This window comes from Sulfitobacter sp. 1A13679 (assembly GCF_043557115.1).
GTDB lineage: Bacteria > Pseudomonadota > Alphaproteobacteria > Rhodobacterales > Rhodobacteraceae > Sulfitobacter > Sulfitobacter faviae.
In genome coordinates, this window is the sequence record NZ_JBIFFO010000019.1 from 65,922 (window position 1) to 82,134 (window position 16,213).

Consider the following 16,213-nt stretch of genomic DNA (forward strand, 5'->3'; position numbering starts at 1 on the left):
ACCCCATGGATTTCGCGATTTCTCCCGAGATTGAGGACTACCGCGCCCGCATCTCTCGCTTTGTAGATCAGGAGATCATTCCTCTCGAAGCTGATCGCGGCGCCTATGATGCGCACGGGAACATCAACGAAGAGTTGTTGGGCACCTTGCGTGGTAAGGCTAAGGATGCGGGGCTCTGGTGCCTGCAACTTAAGCCCGAGACTGGCGGCAAGGGTCTTGGCAAGGTTGGCATGGCGGTCTGTTATGAAGAGATGAACCGTTCAATTTTCGGGCCGGTGGTCTTCAACTCCGCGGCACCTGATGACGGCAACATGATGGTGTTGGAGCAGGCCGCGACCGATGCGCAGAAAGAGCGCTGGCTTGCGCCCATCGTGGACGGGCGCGTGCGCTCGGCGTTTGCAATGACCGAGCCCGGTCCGGGTTCCGGCTCTGACCCTTCGATGATGCTGACCAAGGCCGAGCGGAAAGGCGACAAATACGTCATCACTGGACGCAAATGGTTCATCACCGGTGCCGAGACAGCGCAGCATTTTATCCTGATGGCGCGCACGTCCGACGATCCGCGCCGAGGTCTGACGGCCTTCCTCTTTGACCGTGACCAACCCGGCTGGCACATTGATCGGCGCATCCCGATCATGGGCCCCGAGGAGCATGGTGGCCATTGCGAGCTGGTCTTCGACGGGCTGGAAGTCGATGCCGACAACGTGCTTCTTGGCGAGGGGCTTGGGCTTAAAGTCACGCAGATGCGCTTGGGGCCAGCCCGCCTGACCCATTGCATGCGCTGGTTGGGCCTGTCCAAGCGCTCGGTTGAGATCGCGCAGGACTACGCCTCCGATCGTTTTGCCTTCGGTGAACGCCTAATTGAGCGCGAAAGCATCCGACAGATGCTCGGCGATCTGGCGATGAAGATCGAAATTGGCCGTCTTTTGGTGATGAAGGCCGCTTGGGCGCTGGACCAAGGCAGTTTTGCACGCAAGGAGGTCTCTATGGCCAAGGTACACGTTGCCAACCTGCTTCATCAGGCAGCCGATACCGGCATCCAGATCAACGGCGCGCGCGGGTATTCCACGGATACGCCCCTGGAGTGGATCTACCGCTATGCCCGCCAGGCGCGGCTCGTCGATGGCGCGGATGAGGTCCACATGATGGTTTTGGAGCGCTTCTTGAGCAAGGAGCACCGTGACTTCTGGAACTGGGACGTGACCGAGAACTGACCCTTAGACACATGCCCGGCCGCCGCCGTCGTGGCCGAGTCAATCGAAACATAAAGGCATGAGGAGGTGCCCACTTGTTCGACGCACAACATCTTGCGGCCCGCTCCGCCAATTTCCGTCCCCTGACACCGCTCGACCTGCTCGAGCGGACTGTGGAGGTGCATGGCACCCGCCCGGCCGTGGCCTGGCACGACCGAACTTGGGATTACACCGAATTTCGACAGATCGTCGCCCGTATGGCCGATTGGTTAAGGGCGCAGGGTGTGGGGCGCGGCGATGTGGTTTCGGTTATGCTGACGAACCGGCCCGAAATGCTCGCCGCGCATTTTGCCGTGCCGGCGCTCGGCGCGGTGCTCAATGCACTCAATACGCGTCTCGCCGGTGAGGAGATCGCCTATATCCTTGATCACGCGGGCAGCAAGCTCGTCCTGTGCGAGGCGCGTACGGCGCCCGCGCTTGAGGGTGTGGCGACCCCCGTAACGATGGTTTGCGACCGACCCGGCGACGGCACGGGGCTTGATCTATTCGAAGGTGAAGCGCCGGCGCTGGACTGGTTCGCGAATATCGCCTCCGAGACCCAAGCTATTGCACTTAACTATACATCCGGGACCACGGGGCGGCCCAAAGGTGTCGTCTGCACGCACCGTGGTGCCTATCTGAACGCGGTCGGCAACGTGACGATGCTCGGCTTCACCAGCGAGACGCGCTATCTCTGGACGCTGCCGATGTTCCACTGCAATGGTTGGTGCCACACTTGGGGCGTGACAGCCGCTGGCGGCCTGCATGTCTGTCTGGAGCATGTGGACCCGGTCCCCATCCTTGAGTTGATCGGCCGTCATCAGGTCAGCCACATGTGCTGCGCGCCGGTGGTGCTTTACATGATCCTCGATCACGGGGGCCACGCGCCGTCGAGCCGCGTGAAGGTGATGACCGGCGGCGCGGCGCCCACGCCCACGCTTCTGGCGGGGATGGAGGAGCGGGGATTCGACTTGGTTCACGGCTACGGCCTGACCGAGAGCTACGGTCCTGCCACGCTTAATGATCCCGGCGCGGACGCTCCCGGCACGGTCGATGAGCGCGCCGCTATGTTGGCGCGACAGGGCTACCGCCACAACACTACCGCCGGTATCGCTATCGTCGATGAGGCCGGACAGGAAGTTCCTTTTGACGGGCAGAGCGAGGGCGAGATTGTCCTGCGCAGCAACACGGTTATGGCCGGTTACTACCGCGATCCCGAGGCAACAGAAGCAGCCTTTGCCGGCGGCTTCCTGCACACTGGGGACGTGGCCGTGCGCCATCCCGACGGACAGATCGAGATCCGCGATCGTGCGAAGGACGTGGTGATCTCGGGCGGAGAAAACATTTCCAGCATCGAAGTAGAGACGGTGCTGCACAAGCATCCCGATGTGCTGCTCGCCGCCGTTGTCGCCGCCCCGCATGAGAAATGGGGGGAGACCCCCTGGGCCTTCGTTGAGCCGCGCAAGGGCTCTGCCCTGACCGAAGCCGACCTCGTCGGGTTCTGCCGACAACACCTGTCAGGCTTCAAGCGCCCGCGGCGCATCGTCTTTGGTGAGTTGCCTAAGACCGCGACCGGCAAAATTCAGAAATTCCTGTTGCGGGAAACCGCCAAGCGGATGGTGACTCAATGAGCGGCCTTGATGCTACGACCCTGCGCGACTGGCTAAGTCGTCATTTTCCCGAAGACGGCGGACCCGACGCCACGCTGACGTTCGAGCCGATCAGCGGTGGACAGTCGAACCCCACCTATTTTGTGAACTGGGGCGCACGCAGGTTGGTGCTTCGGCGCAAGCCAACCGGACCGATCCTGCCCGGCGCCCACGCTATCGAGCGGGAGTTTCGTGTACTTCGCGCGCTGGAGGAGACCGATGTGCCCGTTCCCCGCGCGCTGGTGCTTGAGGAAGATGCCGAGGTTCTGGGCACACCCTTCTACGTGATGGAACGGCTTGAGGGGCGCGTCTTTTCGGACTGCGCGTTGCCCGGGCTGAGCCACGAAGAGCGGCGGGCGATGTATCTTTCCATGGCCGAGACGCTGGCGCGGCTTCACGCGGTGCGCCCCGACGCGGTGGGCTTGGGCGATTATGGCCGGCCCAGTGGTTATTTCGAACGGCAACTGCGGCGTTGGAGCGCGCAATATGCCGGATCACCCGGTCCGCGCATCGCCGCGCTCGACCAGCTGATGGACTGGCTACCTGCCAATATGCCTGCCGACGACGGTGCGGCGTCCATCGCCCATGGCGATTTTCGGCTGGGCAACATGATGTTCCACCCCACCGAGCCGCGGGTCATCGCGGTGCTCGACTGGGAGCTGTCGACCCTTGGCCATCCGCTGGCGGATTTGGGTTTCTGCGTCATGCCTTGGCAAACCGCGCCCGATGAATACGGCGGCATTTTAGGCCTCAATCATGCGGCACTCGGCATTCCTACGCGGGAAGAGTTCGTAGCCCATTACCACGCCCATGCCCGCCCGACACCGGAACTCACCCTTTTCCACCGCGCTTTCGCGCTCTTTCGCTTTGCGGTGATCTTCGTGGGGATTGCCGACCGCGCCCGGGCGGGTAGCGCCGCTTCCGATGAAGCGGCCGAGCTCGGCCCGCTTGCCGAGCGCTTCGCCATCCGCGCGGTGCAGGCGGCTGGTTTCGATGGGCCGGATACCAGGGCCAAAACCCGAAAGGTGGTGTCATGAGACTCCTCAGACAAATCGAAAACATCAACATCTTGATCGGGAAGGCCATCTCGTTCCTGATTTGGATCGGCATCGTTGTGCTCTGCTGGGAAGTGGTCGCCCGTTACGTGTTCGGCGCGCCAACCATTTGGGCCCATGGCTACACCCAGCGGATCTTCGGCGCCTATTTTGTGCTCGTAGGGGCCTACACGCTGATCCGCCGCAACCATGTCCGCGTGGACTTGCTGCTCAACACCCGTTCGCCGCGGTTCACGGCCTTTCTCGACCTGATCAATTGCATCTTCCTAATCATCTGGGGCAGCGTTCTGATCTGGGAGGGCTTCTGGCTCTTTGAGGACGCTTGGCGGTTCAATGAGCTTGACGACAGCGTGCTGCGGCACCCGATGTGGCCGATCAAGCTCTCACTCTTCGTAGGCGCGGTGCTGATCACCGTGCAGGGCGTGATCGAAGCGATCCGCGCGCTGGTCCTGCTTGTCAATCCCGACGCCGATACCCAATCCGCCGCCGAAGCCCAAAGGAGCGAAATCCTATGAGCCCTGAAATCTTGACCATTGGAATGTTCGGGATGGTCCTCTTAGCCATCCTGTCGGGTGTATCGCTCGCCTTCGCCATGGGCGGTACGGCCGTCATCTTCGGCTTGCTGACCTTTGGCAGCTACGGCATGTATTCCATCGTTACTACGATGTTTGGCGCGATGTGGTCGATCCTTCTCTCGGCGATCCCGCTCTTCGTATTCATCGGCGTGGCGCTGGCGCGATCAAAAATTGCTCATGACCTTTACCAAGCTTTCTACCTCTGGTCAGGCCGGACCAATGGTGGGTTGCTGTTGGGCACCGCTGGCTTTGCCGCGACGCTTTCGGCCATGACCGGAAGCTGCGCCGCCTCAACCATGACGACCGGACTTGTCGGAATCCCGGCAATGGACAAGCGCGGCTATGACCGCTCCTTCGTGCTGGGCACCATCGGTGCATCGGGGACGTTGGGCATTCTGATCCCGCCCTCGATCACGCTGATCGTCATCGGCATGCAGACCGGGCAGTCGGTCGGGCGGCTCTTCTTGGGTGGTCTGATCTCGGGCCTGCTGCTGCTGGGGATATTCCTTCTCTACATCGCTATCCGCAGTTACATGCGCCCCGAACTGGCGCCAGGCGCGGCAGAGGTGGCGCCGCTGCGCGAACGGATCGGCGCACTGCGCTCGGTCTTTTTGCCGCTGGTGGTCATCCTGTCGGTGCTGATCTCGATCTTCGCTGGCATCGCCACGCCCACTGAGGCCGCCGCTGTGGGTGCCGCTGCCGTAATCGTCTCGGTCGCCATCCGGCGCGAACTCAACTGGACCTACATCAAGGAAGTCAGCTACGAAACCGCCGCCATGACCGGCATGGTCATCTGGATCGTCTTCGGGGCCAGCGCCTTCATTGCCGTTTACGGTGGGGCAGGGGGCACGACCTTCATGCAGAACTTCCTGCGTGGGCTAGACGTCTCGCCGCTGATGATGATCCTTATCCTTCAGGCGGTGACGCTGTTGCTGGGCATGTTCTTAGACCCCATCGGGATCATTCTGCTGATGCTGCCGATCTTCTTTCCGATCGTGGTGGAACTGGGCTTCGACCCGATTTGGTTCTGTATTCTGTTCCAACTCAACCTGTGCATCGGGTATATTTCGCCGCCCTTCGGCTATAACCTTTTTTACCTAAAGATCCTCAGCCCTGAGACGCCGATCAGCGCGATTTATCGCGCGATCACCCCCTATTTCCTGCTGATGCTGGCCACGGGCGCGCTGATCTTCCTGTTTCCCCAGATCATCACGAATTTCACCGATCTTCCGGAGCGGCTCTGATCCGCTTCGGCAGTCCCGGCGCCGCGGGAGGAGTGACGCGGCCCGGCCCCTTAACCTTGTGGAGGACTACATATGACCATCAACAAGCAACCGCTGTCCCGGCGTAAGCTACTTACGGCCGGCGCCGCTGCCGGTGCCGGTTCGATGTTGGCCGCACCGGCCGCCATCGCCCAGAGCAAGATCACCTGGAGGATGCAGACCCATTGGCCCACGGGCAACTGGTACTACGAAGATGTTTTCGTCAAATTTGCCAACCGCGTGTCCGAGGCCACCGGCGGCGAATTGACCATCGAACCGGTTCAGAACGATGGCATCGTGCCCACCGGCGAGGTGCTCAACGCCGTACGCCGCGGCCTGCTGGAAAGCGCATTCATCTACCCGTCCTACTGGATGGGCCGGATCCCCGTCGCGGGTCATCTTAACGGTAACATTGGTACCTTCGGCAGCCATGAAGAGATGCACATGTTCATGTATGAGATGGGCGCAATCGACGTGATCCGCGAAGCCTATGCTGAGCAGGGTATCTATCAGGCGGGCCCGGTCTCCTACGCCGGTCTTGCGCTTTACTCTAACCGTCCGTTGGTCACCAAGGAAGACTTCGACGGCTGGCGCGTTCGGTCTACCGGCACCGCGGCGATGGTGTTCGAAAAGATGGGCGCCTCACCCGTGTCAATCCCCGGCGGCGAGCTTTACCAAGCGTTGCAAACCGGTGTGGTCGAAGGCGCGCATTGGGGGTCGATCTCTACCGGTTGGGGCATGAACTTCCAAGAAGTGACCAAATATATCGTCCAGCCTGATTTGGTCAGCCAGCTCAATGGCGAAGTCATGGTCGGCATGAAGCAGTGGGAGGCCATCGGCGACGATCTGAAGGCGACTTTCAACGAAATTGTGCGCGCCACCAGCGCCGACGCTTCCGCTCACTTCCTACACCGCGACCTTCTGCGCAAGGACGAATTTGTCAAAGAGCTTGGCGGTGAGATCACCACCCTTGAGCCTGCCGTGGTTGACGAACTGCGCGTGAAGTCGATGGAGGTCGTGGACGAGTTTGCCGAGCGCGATCCGAAATATTCCGGTCGCGTTGCCGAAATCTTGCACGAGTTCATGCGTCTCACCGGGAAAGCCTGATCTCATGGCGGCGGGGGTTCCTTGCGGCCCCCCGCCCTCGCGGCAAATTCTGCCGCTACTCACGGTGCGGTCCGTAGGCTTTGGTCCCATCCAGCTGGCGCCGGTACCGTCTCTCTCAAACTCACAGGGCCCTTGCCCCAAAGCCGAGACTGAATGATGCAACTTCCCGAAACGATGCGCGTGGTCGAAATCTCCGAATACGGGGGGCCCGAGGTTCTGAAGCCTGCGACCCGGCCAGTGCCCCGGCCCGGTCCTGGGCAAATCCTTATCCGTCTCAGCCACGCAGGCGTGAACCGGCCCGACGCCTTGCAGCGCGCCGGCAACTACGCCCCACCACCGGACGCCTCGCCCCTGCCGGGGCTCGAAGGCGCGGGCCATGTGGCCGCGATTGGTGAGGGTGTAACCCGATGGGAGGTGGGCGACGCAGTGACTGCTTTGCTGCCCGGCGGGGGTTACACCGAATACGCCGTGACCCATGCCGACCACGCCCTGCCGGTGCCTGAGGGCCTGTCGATGGAGCAGGCCGCGGCGCTTTGCGAAACCTATTTCACCGTCTGGACCAACGTCTTCATGCGTGGCGGTCTGGAGGCAGGCGAACGTTTCCTCGTTCATGGCGGCTCGTCTGGGATCGGCACGACGGCCATCCAGCTGGCCGCACTGCGCGGCGCACGGGTTTTCGCGACCGCTGGCTCGCCGGAAAAATGCGAGACCTGCAGAACCCTGGGCGCGGAGCGCGCCGTCAACTACCGCGAGGAAGATTATGTCGAGGTCATGAAAGCCGAAGGTGGAGCCCAGCTTATCCTCGACATGGTGGGTGGCCCTTATATGGCGCGCAACTTAGATGCGTTAGCCAACGACGGGCGCCTCGTCCAAATTGCCTTCCTGCAGGGCGCCGACATGCAACTTAATATGACCCAGGTAATGACCCGGCGGCTAACGATCACCGGCTCCACCCTGCGGCCCCAGAGCGACGCCGCCAAAGCCATGATCGCCGAGGCGCTGCTGAAAGAGGCTTGGCCTCATCTGGAGGCAGGTCGTATCGCGCCGGTGATGGACTCGGTCTACCCACTGGAGAAAGCTGCCGAAGCCCATGCACGGATGGAGACATCTGAGCATATCGGTAAGATCGTTTTAAAGGTGGCGTGACCGCAATGGCCGCAACCGCCAATCCAGGTGCGGCGCGCATCCATTGGCTCACCGCGCCGCGCGATCCCGATCTTCGCCTGCATCTCGCGGCGCGCGGCGACGCGGCGGAGCGCCCGCCGATCCTGTTCGTGCATGGTGCCACGTTCTCGGGAAGGATGTTCGATATCGACGCCAGTGGTGTTAGCTGGCTCCGGGCCGCCGCTGCGGCGGGCTTTGCGGCCTATGCGCTAGACTTGCGCGGCTATGGCCGCTCGGGAAATGCTAATTGGCGCGCCCGGTCATTCGCACACGGCGCGGGCCCGGCCTGCACGGGGGCTGAAGCCATAGAAGATATCGGCATCGCGATGGACTTCGTCACTTATCGTCACGGACGGCCCGCCGCACTGGTCGGCTGGTCCTGGGGCAGCACGACCAGTGCGCGCTACGTCGCCGGGCCTGGGCGCGACAAGGTCGCGTCGCTCGTGCTCTACGCCCCCATCTTTGCCGAGCGCAACGAGGCGTGGTTGGCCGAGCTTGCCGATCCCCAGACACCCGGGCAGCGCCGCCCGCTAGGCCCCTTTAGACGGATCACCGCTGAGGATATGCGCCGCCGCTGGGACGCACAGCTTCCTTTCGGCAGCGACGATTGGCGCGAGGAAACAGTGCTGCAAGAGCTGGCCCGCGTCAGCCTACAGGACGATCCCACCGCCTTGACCATAACGCCGCCGGGCTTCTGCGTGCCCAACGGCACGCTGGTCGATCTGTGGGAGTGCTACAGCGGTCGGCCGATCTATGATCCCGGCAAGATCGACTGCCCTACGCTGCTGGTCCGGGGCACCCAGGATCCCACGTCGACCCGCAGCGACATGCTCGCGCTTTTCGATCGGTTAGGCACGGCCGAGAAACAGTATCTCGAAATCGGCAACGGCACCCATTTCATCAACGCTGAGCGGCGCGCGCCCTCGCTCTTCTCGGCGGTGCATGCGTTCCTGCATCGGCACGGGCGTACGCAAAAGCAGCAGGTGAGTCCTAATGGAGATTAATACCATCGTCGTCATCGGCGCAGGCACTGGCAGCATTGGAGGCGCGTGTGGCGCGCTATTTCGACCGGGCGGTCGAGAAAGAGCGGATGAGTGCCCCGCAGGCGCAGCAGGCCCGAGCGCTGCTCGCGACCTCTACCGATATCGCGGCCGCCGGTCAGGCGGATTTGGTGATCGGCATGTGTTCGGCTGAGCTCGCCGGAGGGCCGAACGGAGCTCACAATTTGCAAAACGATGTATTTTGCGAGCCCGACGCAAATATGGGTCTTGTGTACCACTAAGCAAAGTGCGTTCACACCACTGCCCCGCTATAACCATTCGTAGCAATGCTGGTGCAAAGGTTTTCCCACTGGCAATCGATGCAGGCGGACCTAATCTGGTGTTGTGTGAACGCTGCCCGGAGTCGTTTCAGGGCATATGTATCTAAACAGAGCTTTGCGCCCGGACCGATCTGTAATGGCAGTATCTGGCCCACATCCTTTGCGGCCTGCCGGTCTCGATGATGAATACTGTCGTCACGGCAATGCGCGTCATTTTCTGCCCAACGCGGGGCGCAGATATCATCTGGCCCCTCTACGATCTGGATCATCTCTCCGGTTAAAATGCGCCCCGCGATCACAGTCATGTTGTTTGTGAAGGCGGGGCTGTACCCCTTGCCGATATAGGTAAGAATACAAAGGAGGTGATGAGCACGCAGGTAAACTGTCATTCGGCAGTATGGTGGCCTTCGCGCGACAACAGCTTAAGCGTCATCGCCCCAAGACCAGACTTGAGGATCCCACCAATAACAAAGGGAACGACTCCAAGCATGATGGCCTGTTCTGCACCGATCAGCAGGGCAAGCCATGCGGCACCCAAAATAAGGCAGATAGCGTTGCCGATGAGCATCGCAACAAATGACATCCAAACGTGCCGACCGTCCCAGCCTCGTGTCGTCAACCATCCGACAGCCATGCCGGCTACAGGAAAGGCAAAGAGATAACCGCCTGTTGCACCTAGGAAATGCTGCGCTCCGGCTGCTCCCCCGGCCAGAACCGGTAAACCAAGCGCCCCTTCAATTAGCCAAGCGACAATTGTGAGGCCACCTAGCCGCCAGCCGTACAAAGCGCCGATAAGCATGACCGCATAGGTTTGCATGGTAATCGGAACGGGGATCATCGGAACTTCGATATAGGACGAGACCGTTAGGAAAAGGGTGCCGAGAAGGACGGCAGCCACTTTCCACGGCACCGTATAGCTCTGCACATTGAATGCGTTGAGATGGCTGTGGGCCACTGCATTTGTGGATAAGGTCATTAAGAGGCTTCCCTGATTTATCTATTAAAACTCTTCAAGAATCATAAAGTATAATAATTATAGATAATTTACAAGGGATGCCCAAGTTCAACCGCGCAAGAGGTGCCGCCTAAGGATCGTCGACGCGGTTTTTGCATCGCGCCGCTCCATCGCCTGGAGGATCGCGACATGATCTTTGTCCGAGGTGCTTTGCCACGTCTCGCGCCATCTGGCGTGAAACCTTCGTGCGGAAAGTCGCTGAAGCTGTTTGATGCGTCCCAGAATAAGGGGCCGCGAACAGGGCTTTAAAATTTCCAAATGAAACTGTCGGTTGGCTTTCTCCCAAGAGATCGGATCTTTTGCTTTATCGCAAGCAAGTCGAAATTGCTCCATCTCTTGGAGGGCCATAGGCGTAATGTTGGCAACCGCTTTCGTCAAAGCCAGTGGTTCCAACGCAAGTCTCATCTCAAGAATATCGTCCTGATCTGCGTCAGTTAAAGCAAACGCTCGGACACCGCGCTTGGGGATGAAGGTCGCAAGCTCCATCTGCACAAGGCGCTGAAGCGCCTCTCGAGCAGGCACATGACTACACTTGAAGCGTTTAGCGATGCGATCCTGAGCAAGCCGAGCACCCTGAGCAATGTCGCCCCTGATGATTTCTTCTGCAAGAATGTCAGCAATCGCTGCGGGTTTTATAGATAAATCAGACATAGACTGGATCTAACCTGAACCTAACCATTGGAACAGGCAAATGTTCAGAATAACCTGTTGGACTTTGTCAGGTTATTGACGTGCTTCGGTTGCATGCTTAGCCCTCGGCCATGATTAGCAAAGTTTCACAGCTTCGCCTGAAGGGCTTTCGCTTCCCCCGTTCCGTCATGGACCGGCCCCCGTTTCACCGGACACCTAAGCGGTTTCGGTTTTGGCCTTGATGAACTCGCGAGGCGAGCGCCATCTTAGGCCGCTGTGTGGGTGGTTGTCGTTATACAACAGCACGCCAGAACACCCACGTTATCGAATGCCGGGAGGTTCTTTATCGATGGCATCCTTGGTTTGGCCAGTCGGTCTATATCCATCACGAGATTGATAAGCCCGGTGATGCAGTGTTTCGGTGCAATCTTACTGGCGGCCGGTCGGACCGGCGGCATCGTCAAGTTATTGGTGTTTCTGGCAGCGTAAGTCGGGCGCTAGATCTTAGGCGGCCTGCAAATCACGCGTGATGTCGTCCCAAATCCAATGGGCATCGGCTCTGGTTTGGCGATAGGCAGCGGGTGAAAGTGTATGGCGGCGCGGACGGAAGATGGTTTGGACCTGATCATGAACGGAAAGAAATTGCTGGGCTTGTTTTGGCGATTTGAATCTTCCCATGATCTTTTCTCGCCGTCGGGTCGGCCTGTGTGATCCTTCGGATCGATTGTTGATACCCTTATGGTTGCGGTGCTCTATTCCCGGAGCAAGGCTTTTCAGGGCGGCTCCGTAGCTCCGGAGTTTGTCCTTGACGACAACTCGTGGTTGACCAAACGCCCTGAACAGTTTGCGGAAGAACCGATTTGCAGCCTGTTTATTGCGCCGAGACTGAACGAGGATGTCCAGCACGTCGCCATTGCTATCAACAGCGCGCCACAGCCAATACTTCTGCCCGTTCATTGGAAGGACAACTTCGTCCAGGTGCCATTTATCCGCCACTTTGGGGCGGTCTCGGCGGATCACCCTAGCATATTGTGATCCAAATTTGGTGGCCCATGCGCGGATGGTCTCGTAGCTGACCACAACACCGCGTGCAGCGAGCAGGTCCTCAACATCACGCAAACTCATGGAGAACCGATAATAGGCCCAGACGGCGTATGCGATGATCTCAGGAGGAAAGCGATGGCCTGAAAAGGCCCCAGATTGCTTGGGTTTGGTCATGCCCCCACGTACCGGCTATTGAGATGCCCCACAACTTGACGATGCCTCAAACGGTCCTACTTCTTCACACGCTCCATAGTGGGATCAAGCAGAGGTTTCAGAGAGGCGTCTGCCGAAATGTGGCTGTCCGCGATTTCAATCGTCCATCTACCAGTCTTGACGACGTCCGCTGTCATCGGCTCAGCCGTTTCGACAAAGCCGATCCCAACCGCGCCGCCCAAACTATGGCCGTAAGCGCCAATCTGGATATATCCCACTGGATTGCCATTCAGATGGATGATCTCGTTCCCATGCATCAAGGGTTCAGGATCGCTCAGCAGAAACTGGAGCATGCGCCGCTTTGGGGTGCCTGCCGCCTTGATCTCTGCGAGGGCGTCTCTGCCGATGAAACCATCCGGCTTATTCAATTTCACGGCAAAGCCGAGCCCCGCCTCTATAGGGTTGTCGGTGTTGTCCACATCGATGCCGAAATCACGATAGGCCTTCTCCAACCGCAGCGAGGACAGCGTTTGCATACCGGCGTTGCGCAGGCCGTGCTCTGTGCCTGCCTCTACGAGCAGGTCATAGACCTGAACCGCATGGAGGCTCGGCACATGTAACTCCCAGCCCAACTCGCCAACATAGGTCACCCGCAGGGCATAGACGCGGAACAGGCCGACATCGATATGGGCGGCTGACATGAAAGGGAAGCTGTCGTTCGACAGGTCCGCCGTGCTGACCTTGGCCAGAATATCGCGGGCTTTGGGGCCGTGCAGGTTGATCTGCGTAATGCCGTCGGTCACGTCGGTTACTGTCACGAATTCATCCGGGCCAATGTGGCGCCGCATCCATGTCTCTGTATGGCCGTGGCTGTTTTCGCCGACCACCACCATAAAGCGGTCCTGCGCAATGCGAGTGACGGTGAGGTCTGCCTCAAACCCGCCCGCCGTGTTTGCCCAAGCGGTATAGACCACGCGCCCCGGCGCGACATCGATGGTGTTGCCGCTGAGCCGATCGAGCAGCGCGCAGGCGTCGCGCCCTTGGACGAGGAACTTTGACATCGAACTCATGTCCATCAGGATCGCATCCTCGCGGGCGGCGCGGTGCTCTTCGGCGTGCCAGCCAAACCAATTCTGTCGGCCCCAGCTATAGGTGTCGATCTGTGCCTGTGCAGGCGACGGGGCGAACCAGTCCGGCAGATCCCAACCGTGGCTTTCGCTGAAATACGCCCCCGCAGCCTTGAGCCGGTCATAAAGCGGCGACCGTTTGAGCCCGCGGGCGGTTTTGAAACTGTCGTTGGGGAAATGCGCGCCAAAACTCTTCGCTAGAAGTTCCGGCGTCCGGGCGCGGCGAAATGCGGGGGTATTGTGACTGCCATCGGCAAATCGGTCAACGTTAAAGGCGGTATGATCGACGGGGCAGTGTCCCTCAACGATCCAATGGGCCAAAGTCTTGCCGATGCCGGGGCCATAAAGGATACCCAGCGAATTCATCCCCGCAGCCACCCAGCAGTTGCCCAACCCCGGCGCTTCGCCCACCAGCGGCGCAAGGTCGGGGGTAAAGCTTTCCGGGCCGCAAAAGAACTTGCGCACACCCGCCTCAGCCACCGATGGCACGCGTTTGAAAGCGGCTTCCAGATGCGGGGCCATGCGCTCCCAATCGGCCTCGATCTCGCCAAAGGAGAACCCCTCGGGGATGGCGTCGACCATCCAAGGGGCCGCGTCCGGCTCAAACAGCCCTACGAGCAGGCCGCCGACCTCCTCACGGTAATAGGACCAGTTGTGCGGGTCTTCGAGCAGCGGCAGGTCGCGCGGCAGCCCTTCTATCTGCTCAGTGATAAGGTAGTAATGCTCCGCCGCCTGAAGCGGTAGGTTCAGCCCTGCCTGCGCACCGATCTGACGCGACCACATGCCAGCAGCAATGACCACATGTTCTGCGGCGATGTCGCCTTGGTCCGTGCGCACGCCGACCGCGCGGCCATCGCGGGTTAGAATGTCTTTTACTGCGATATCCTCAAACACCTTCGCCCCGCGATTGCGCGCGCCGCGTGCGAGAGCCATGGTGGTGTCGACAGGGTTGGTGCGGCCTTCCTTGGGATACCAAAAGGCAGCAAGGGTGTTGGAAAAGTCGCCGATGGGGAAACGCTCTGCGGCCTCTTTGGGCGAAATCTCATGCACTTCGATCCCCTGCAGACGCATAAAGGCGGCGCCCCGGCGCATCTCTTCGATCCGCTCATGCGTGTCAGCGGGTTGGATATACCCCACCTCGCGCCAGCCGGTGGCCTGTCCTGTTTCGGCTTCCAGCCCCGCGATCAAATTGCGTCCATGCAAGTAAAGCTTGCATTCCCATTCCGCGCCCAACACCGCTGGCACAATCTCCCCCGCGGCGTGCCAAGTGGTGCCAGAGGTCAGCTTGTCACGCTCCAGCACGACCACGTCGGTCAGGCCCAGTTCGGTGAGATGGTATGCGATGTTACAACCGATAGAGCCGCCCCCAATAATGACGACCTGCGCTTGGGTGGGAAGGGATGTAGTCATCGTGGAACCTCTTCTCGAATCCGAAAGATTTGATCAAAAGCCTGACTTGACCCGAGGTAGAAAGCAAGAGAATGATTGAATGGTCATTCAATGGAGGCGCAAATGTCTGCCCCTGCTTCGCCTGAAACCCCGTCGCGCACGGCCAGTCCTGAGGTGCGGCGTCAGCAGTTGATTGATGCGACGATCACCTCAATCAGTAAATTCGGGATCTCCGGCACAACGCTCAATCGGGTGACGCAAGAAGCGGGGCTGTCCCTTGGGTTGGTCAACTTTCACTTCACAAGCAAAGACGCGCTTTTGCTTGCGACCGTGCGGCATCTTGCGGATGAGCATCGCGACCTGTGGATCAGAAAATCCAAGCGACGCGATCTTGATCCTATGGCAAAGCTGCGCGCCATCGTAGAGGCGCAGTTCCACCCTCGTATCTGCAACCGTCGCAAGCTTGCCGTTTGGTTCGCCTTCTTCGGCGAGGCGCGGCATCGGGAGGCCTACCGAAAGTCCTCTGGTGAAGAGGATTTAGAACGCCAGAGGATCACAATGCAATTGTGTGCTGAAATTGTAGACGAAGGGGGCTACAGGGATGTTGCCTCTGACGAGGTTTCTCGAACTCTTGAGGGATTGTTTGACGGATTGTGGCTGAACATTCTGACATATCCAGATCGGTTTAACCGACAAGCCGTGTTGGGAGACGTTTTGGCCTACCTTTTCAAGTGTTTTCCGAAGCATGCCGACATTCGCTGCGAAGATCCTGAATGACGGCTTCTCTAATTGGGCGTTTGGGTCCAGCTCGGCTGCTTCTTTCTTGTGGATCATTGTCGCTCATCCGGGTCACGTTTACCTTCGCAGACTGGTTGATGCCGTCGGGCATCGCAGCACGCATGTGTCGGATTGGCAGCGGAGAGCCTTGCTAAGGGACGCGCTTCTCGTTGCGCAGGAGTCATTTTCGGCTTCTTCCACAGACCTCGTCCAGCTTTGCACGGTGGCTGATCAGGTTATGCTGGACCCTTCACCTCTGCCGGACCGGACTCGGTGCCATCTGTCCACATTCTATGCAGCAGGGCGGCCAACTTTCTGGCTACCGCGACAACGGCGCGGCAACGTCCTTTGGTTCGCATTAGTTGCATGCCCCAAGACCCGGCGTAAATGGAGCAGTAAAATAATCGCATTTGCCAGAACCTCATCCATTTCAATCATCGGGCGGACGAGATCGTCAAAGCGGCCATGCTTCACAGTCTTGGGAAGTCGGAAGCCAAAGATATTTAGCAGACCGCGCACTTCAGTGGCGAGATTAATCGTCTTTTTCAACAACGCTTTGCGGGTGCTGAGCGAGGCTCGCACACTATGCGCTTCCCGGCTCTTTGTGTGCACCGAGCTCAACGAGCCAGTGCGCAGGACATGGGCGATCTCACGCGCGTCGTTCTTGTCGGTCTTGCTGCGCATTTCTGAAAGGGCAGCGGTTACCTGGCGGG

General features: G+C 59.7%; 16 protein-coding genes. 10 read left to right on the forward strand and 6 right to left on the reverse strand.

What is annotated here, in order from left to right:
* The first annotated feature begins 5 nt into the window (after positions 1–5).
* The 9 genes from ACGYLA_RS14880 (at position 6) to ACGYLA_RS14920 (ending at position 9,326) form a co-directional block, all read left to right on the forward strand.
* On the forward strand, positions 6–1,214 hold the full coding sequence (locus tag ACGYLA_RS14880; RefSeq protein WP_340263840.1) for an acyl-CoA dehydrogenase family protein: 1,209 nt from the start codon (positions 6–8) through the stop codon (positions 1,212–1,214).
* 74 nt (positions 1,215–1,288) lie between these two features.
* Positions 1,289–2,863 carry an AMP-binding protein gene (locus ACGYLA_RS14885; protein ID WP_340263841.1) on the forward strand — a complete coding sequence of 525 codons (1,575 nt, stop codon included), beginning with the start codon at positions 1,289–1,291 and terminating at the stop codon, positions 2,861–2,863.
* Entirely contained in the window at positions 2,860–3,918 is a 1,059-nt protein-coding gene (locus ACGYLA_RS14890; protein WP_340263843.1) for a phosphotransferase, read from the forward strand. Before ACGYLA_RS14885 ends, ACGYLA_RS14890 begins: the two co-directional genes overlap by 4 nt.
* Complete coding sequence (locus tag ACGYLA_RS14895) at positions 3,915–4,451, forward strand: TRAP transporter small permease subunit (RefSeq protein ID WP_340263844.1); 537 nt, start codon at positions 3,915–3,917, stop codon at positions 4,449–4,451. Before ACGYLA_RS14890 ends, ACGYLA_RS14895 begins: the two co-directional genes overlap by 4 nt.
* Positions 4,448–5,755 carry a TRAP transporter large permease subunit gene (locus ACGYLA_RS14900; RefSeq protein ID WP_340263845.1) on the forward strand — a complete coding sequence of 436 codons (1,308 nt, stop codon included), beginning with the start codon at positions 4,448–4,450 and terminating at the stop codon, positions 5,753–5,755. The genes ACGYLA_RS14895 and ACGYLA_RS14900 overlap by 4 nt, the downstream gene beginning before the upstream one ends.
* 72 nt (positions 5,756–5,827) lie before the next feature.
* Positions 5,828–6,880, forward strand: coding sequence for a TRAP transporter substrate-binding protein DctP (locus ACGYLA_RS14905; protein ID WP_340263846.1), 1,053 nt, complete (start codon positions 5,828–5,830; stop codon positions 6,878–6,880).
* A 156-nt stretch (positions 6,881–7,036) separates the two neighbouring features.
* Positions 7,037–8,026, forward strand: a complete 990-nt coding sequence (locus ACGYLA_RS14910; protein WP_340263883.1) for a zinc-binding dehydrogenase — start codon at positions 7,037–7,039, stop codon at positions 8,024–8,026.
* Between the two features lie 5 nt (positions 8,027–8,031).
* Complete coding sequence (locus tag ACGYLA_RS14915) at positions 8,032–9,048, forward strand: alpha/beta fold hydrolase (RefSeq protein ID WP_340263847.1); 1,017 nt, start codon at positions 8,032–8,034, stop codon at positions 9,046–9,048.
* Between the two features lie 47 nt (positions 9,049–9,095).
* On the forward strand, positions 9,096–9,326 hold the full coding sequence (locus ACGYLA_RS14920) for a hypothetical protein (protein WP_394433502.1): 231 nt from the start codon (positions 9,096–9,098) through the stop codon (positions 9,324–9,326).
* An 11-nt stretch (positions 9,327–9,337) separates the two neighbouring features.
* On the opposite strand, the gene ACGYLA_RS14925 is transcribed toward ACGYLA_RS14920, so the two are convergent.
* From ACGYLA_RS14925 to ACGYLA_RS14945, 5 genes are all read right to left on the reverse strand, one after another.
* Positions 9,338–9,754, reverse strand: coding sequence for a DUF1284 domain-containing protein (locus tag ACGYLA_RS14925; RefSeq protein ID WP_340263848.1), 417 nt, complete (start codon positions 9,752–9,754; stop codon positions 9,338–9,340).
* A complete protein-coding gene (locus tag ACGYLA_RS14930; protein ID WP_340263849.1) occupies positions 9,751–10,341 on the reverse strand; it encodes a biotin transporter BioY in 591 nt (196 codons plus the stop codon). The genes ACGYLA_RS14925 and ACGYLA_RS14930 overlap by 4 nt, the downstream gene beginning before the upstream one ends.
* Positions 10,342–10,428: 87 nt before the next feature.
* Positions 10,429–11,031, reverse strand: coding sequence for an FCD domain-containing protein (locus ACGYLA_RS14935; protein ID WP_340263850.1), 603 nt, complete (start codon positions 11,029–11,031; stop codon positions 10,429–10,431).
* A 483-nt stretch (positions 11,032–11,514) separates the two neighbouring features.
* The gene (locus ACGYLA_RS14940) at positions 11,515–12,228 is read right to left on the reverse strand and encodes an IS6 family transposase (protein WP_340263851.1); all 714 of its coding nucleotides are present in this window, start codon (positions 12,226–12,228) and stop codon (positions 11,515–11,517) included.
* A 56-nt stretch (positions 12,229–12,284) separates the two neighbouring features.
* Complete coding sequence (locus ACGYLA_RS14945) at positions 12,285–14,744, reverse strand: FAD-dependent oxidoreductase (protein WP_394433506.1); 2,460 nt, start codon at positions 14,742–14,744, stop codon at positions 12,285–12,287.
* 102 nt (positions 14,745–14,846) lie between these two features.
* On the opposite strand from ACGYLA_RS14945, the gene ACGYLA_RS14950 reads away from it, so the two are divergent.
* Complete coding sequence (locus ACGYLA_RS14950; protein WP_340263853.1) at positions 14,847–15,500, forward strand: TetR family transcriptional regulator C-terminal domain-containing protein; 654 nt, start codon at positions 14,847–14,849, stop codon at positions 15,498–15,500.
* A gap of 291 nt (positions 15,501–15,791) precedes the next feature.
* Here the strand turns inward: ACGYLA_RS14950 and ACGYLA_RS14955 are convergent, their stop codons facing one another.
* On the reverse strand, positions 15,792–16,184 hold the full coding sequence (locus tag ACGYLA_RS14955; RefSeq protein ID WP_340263854.1) for a transposase: 393 nt from the start codon (positions 16,182–16,184) through the stop codon (positions 15,792–15,794).
* Positions 16,185–16,213 lie beyond the last annotated feature (29 nt).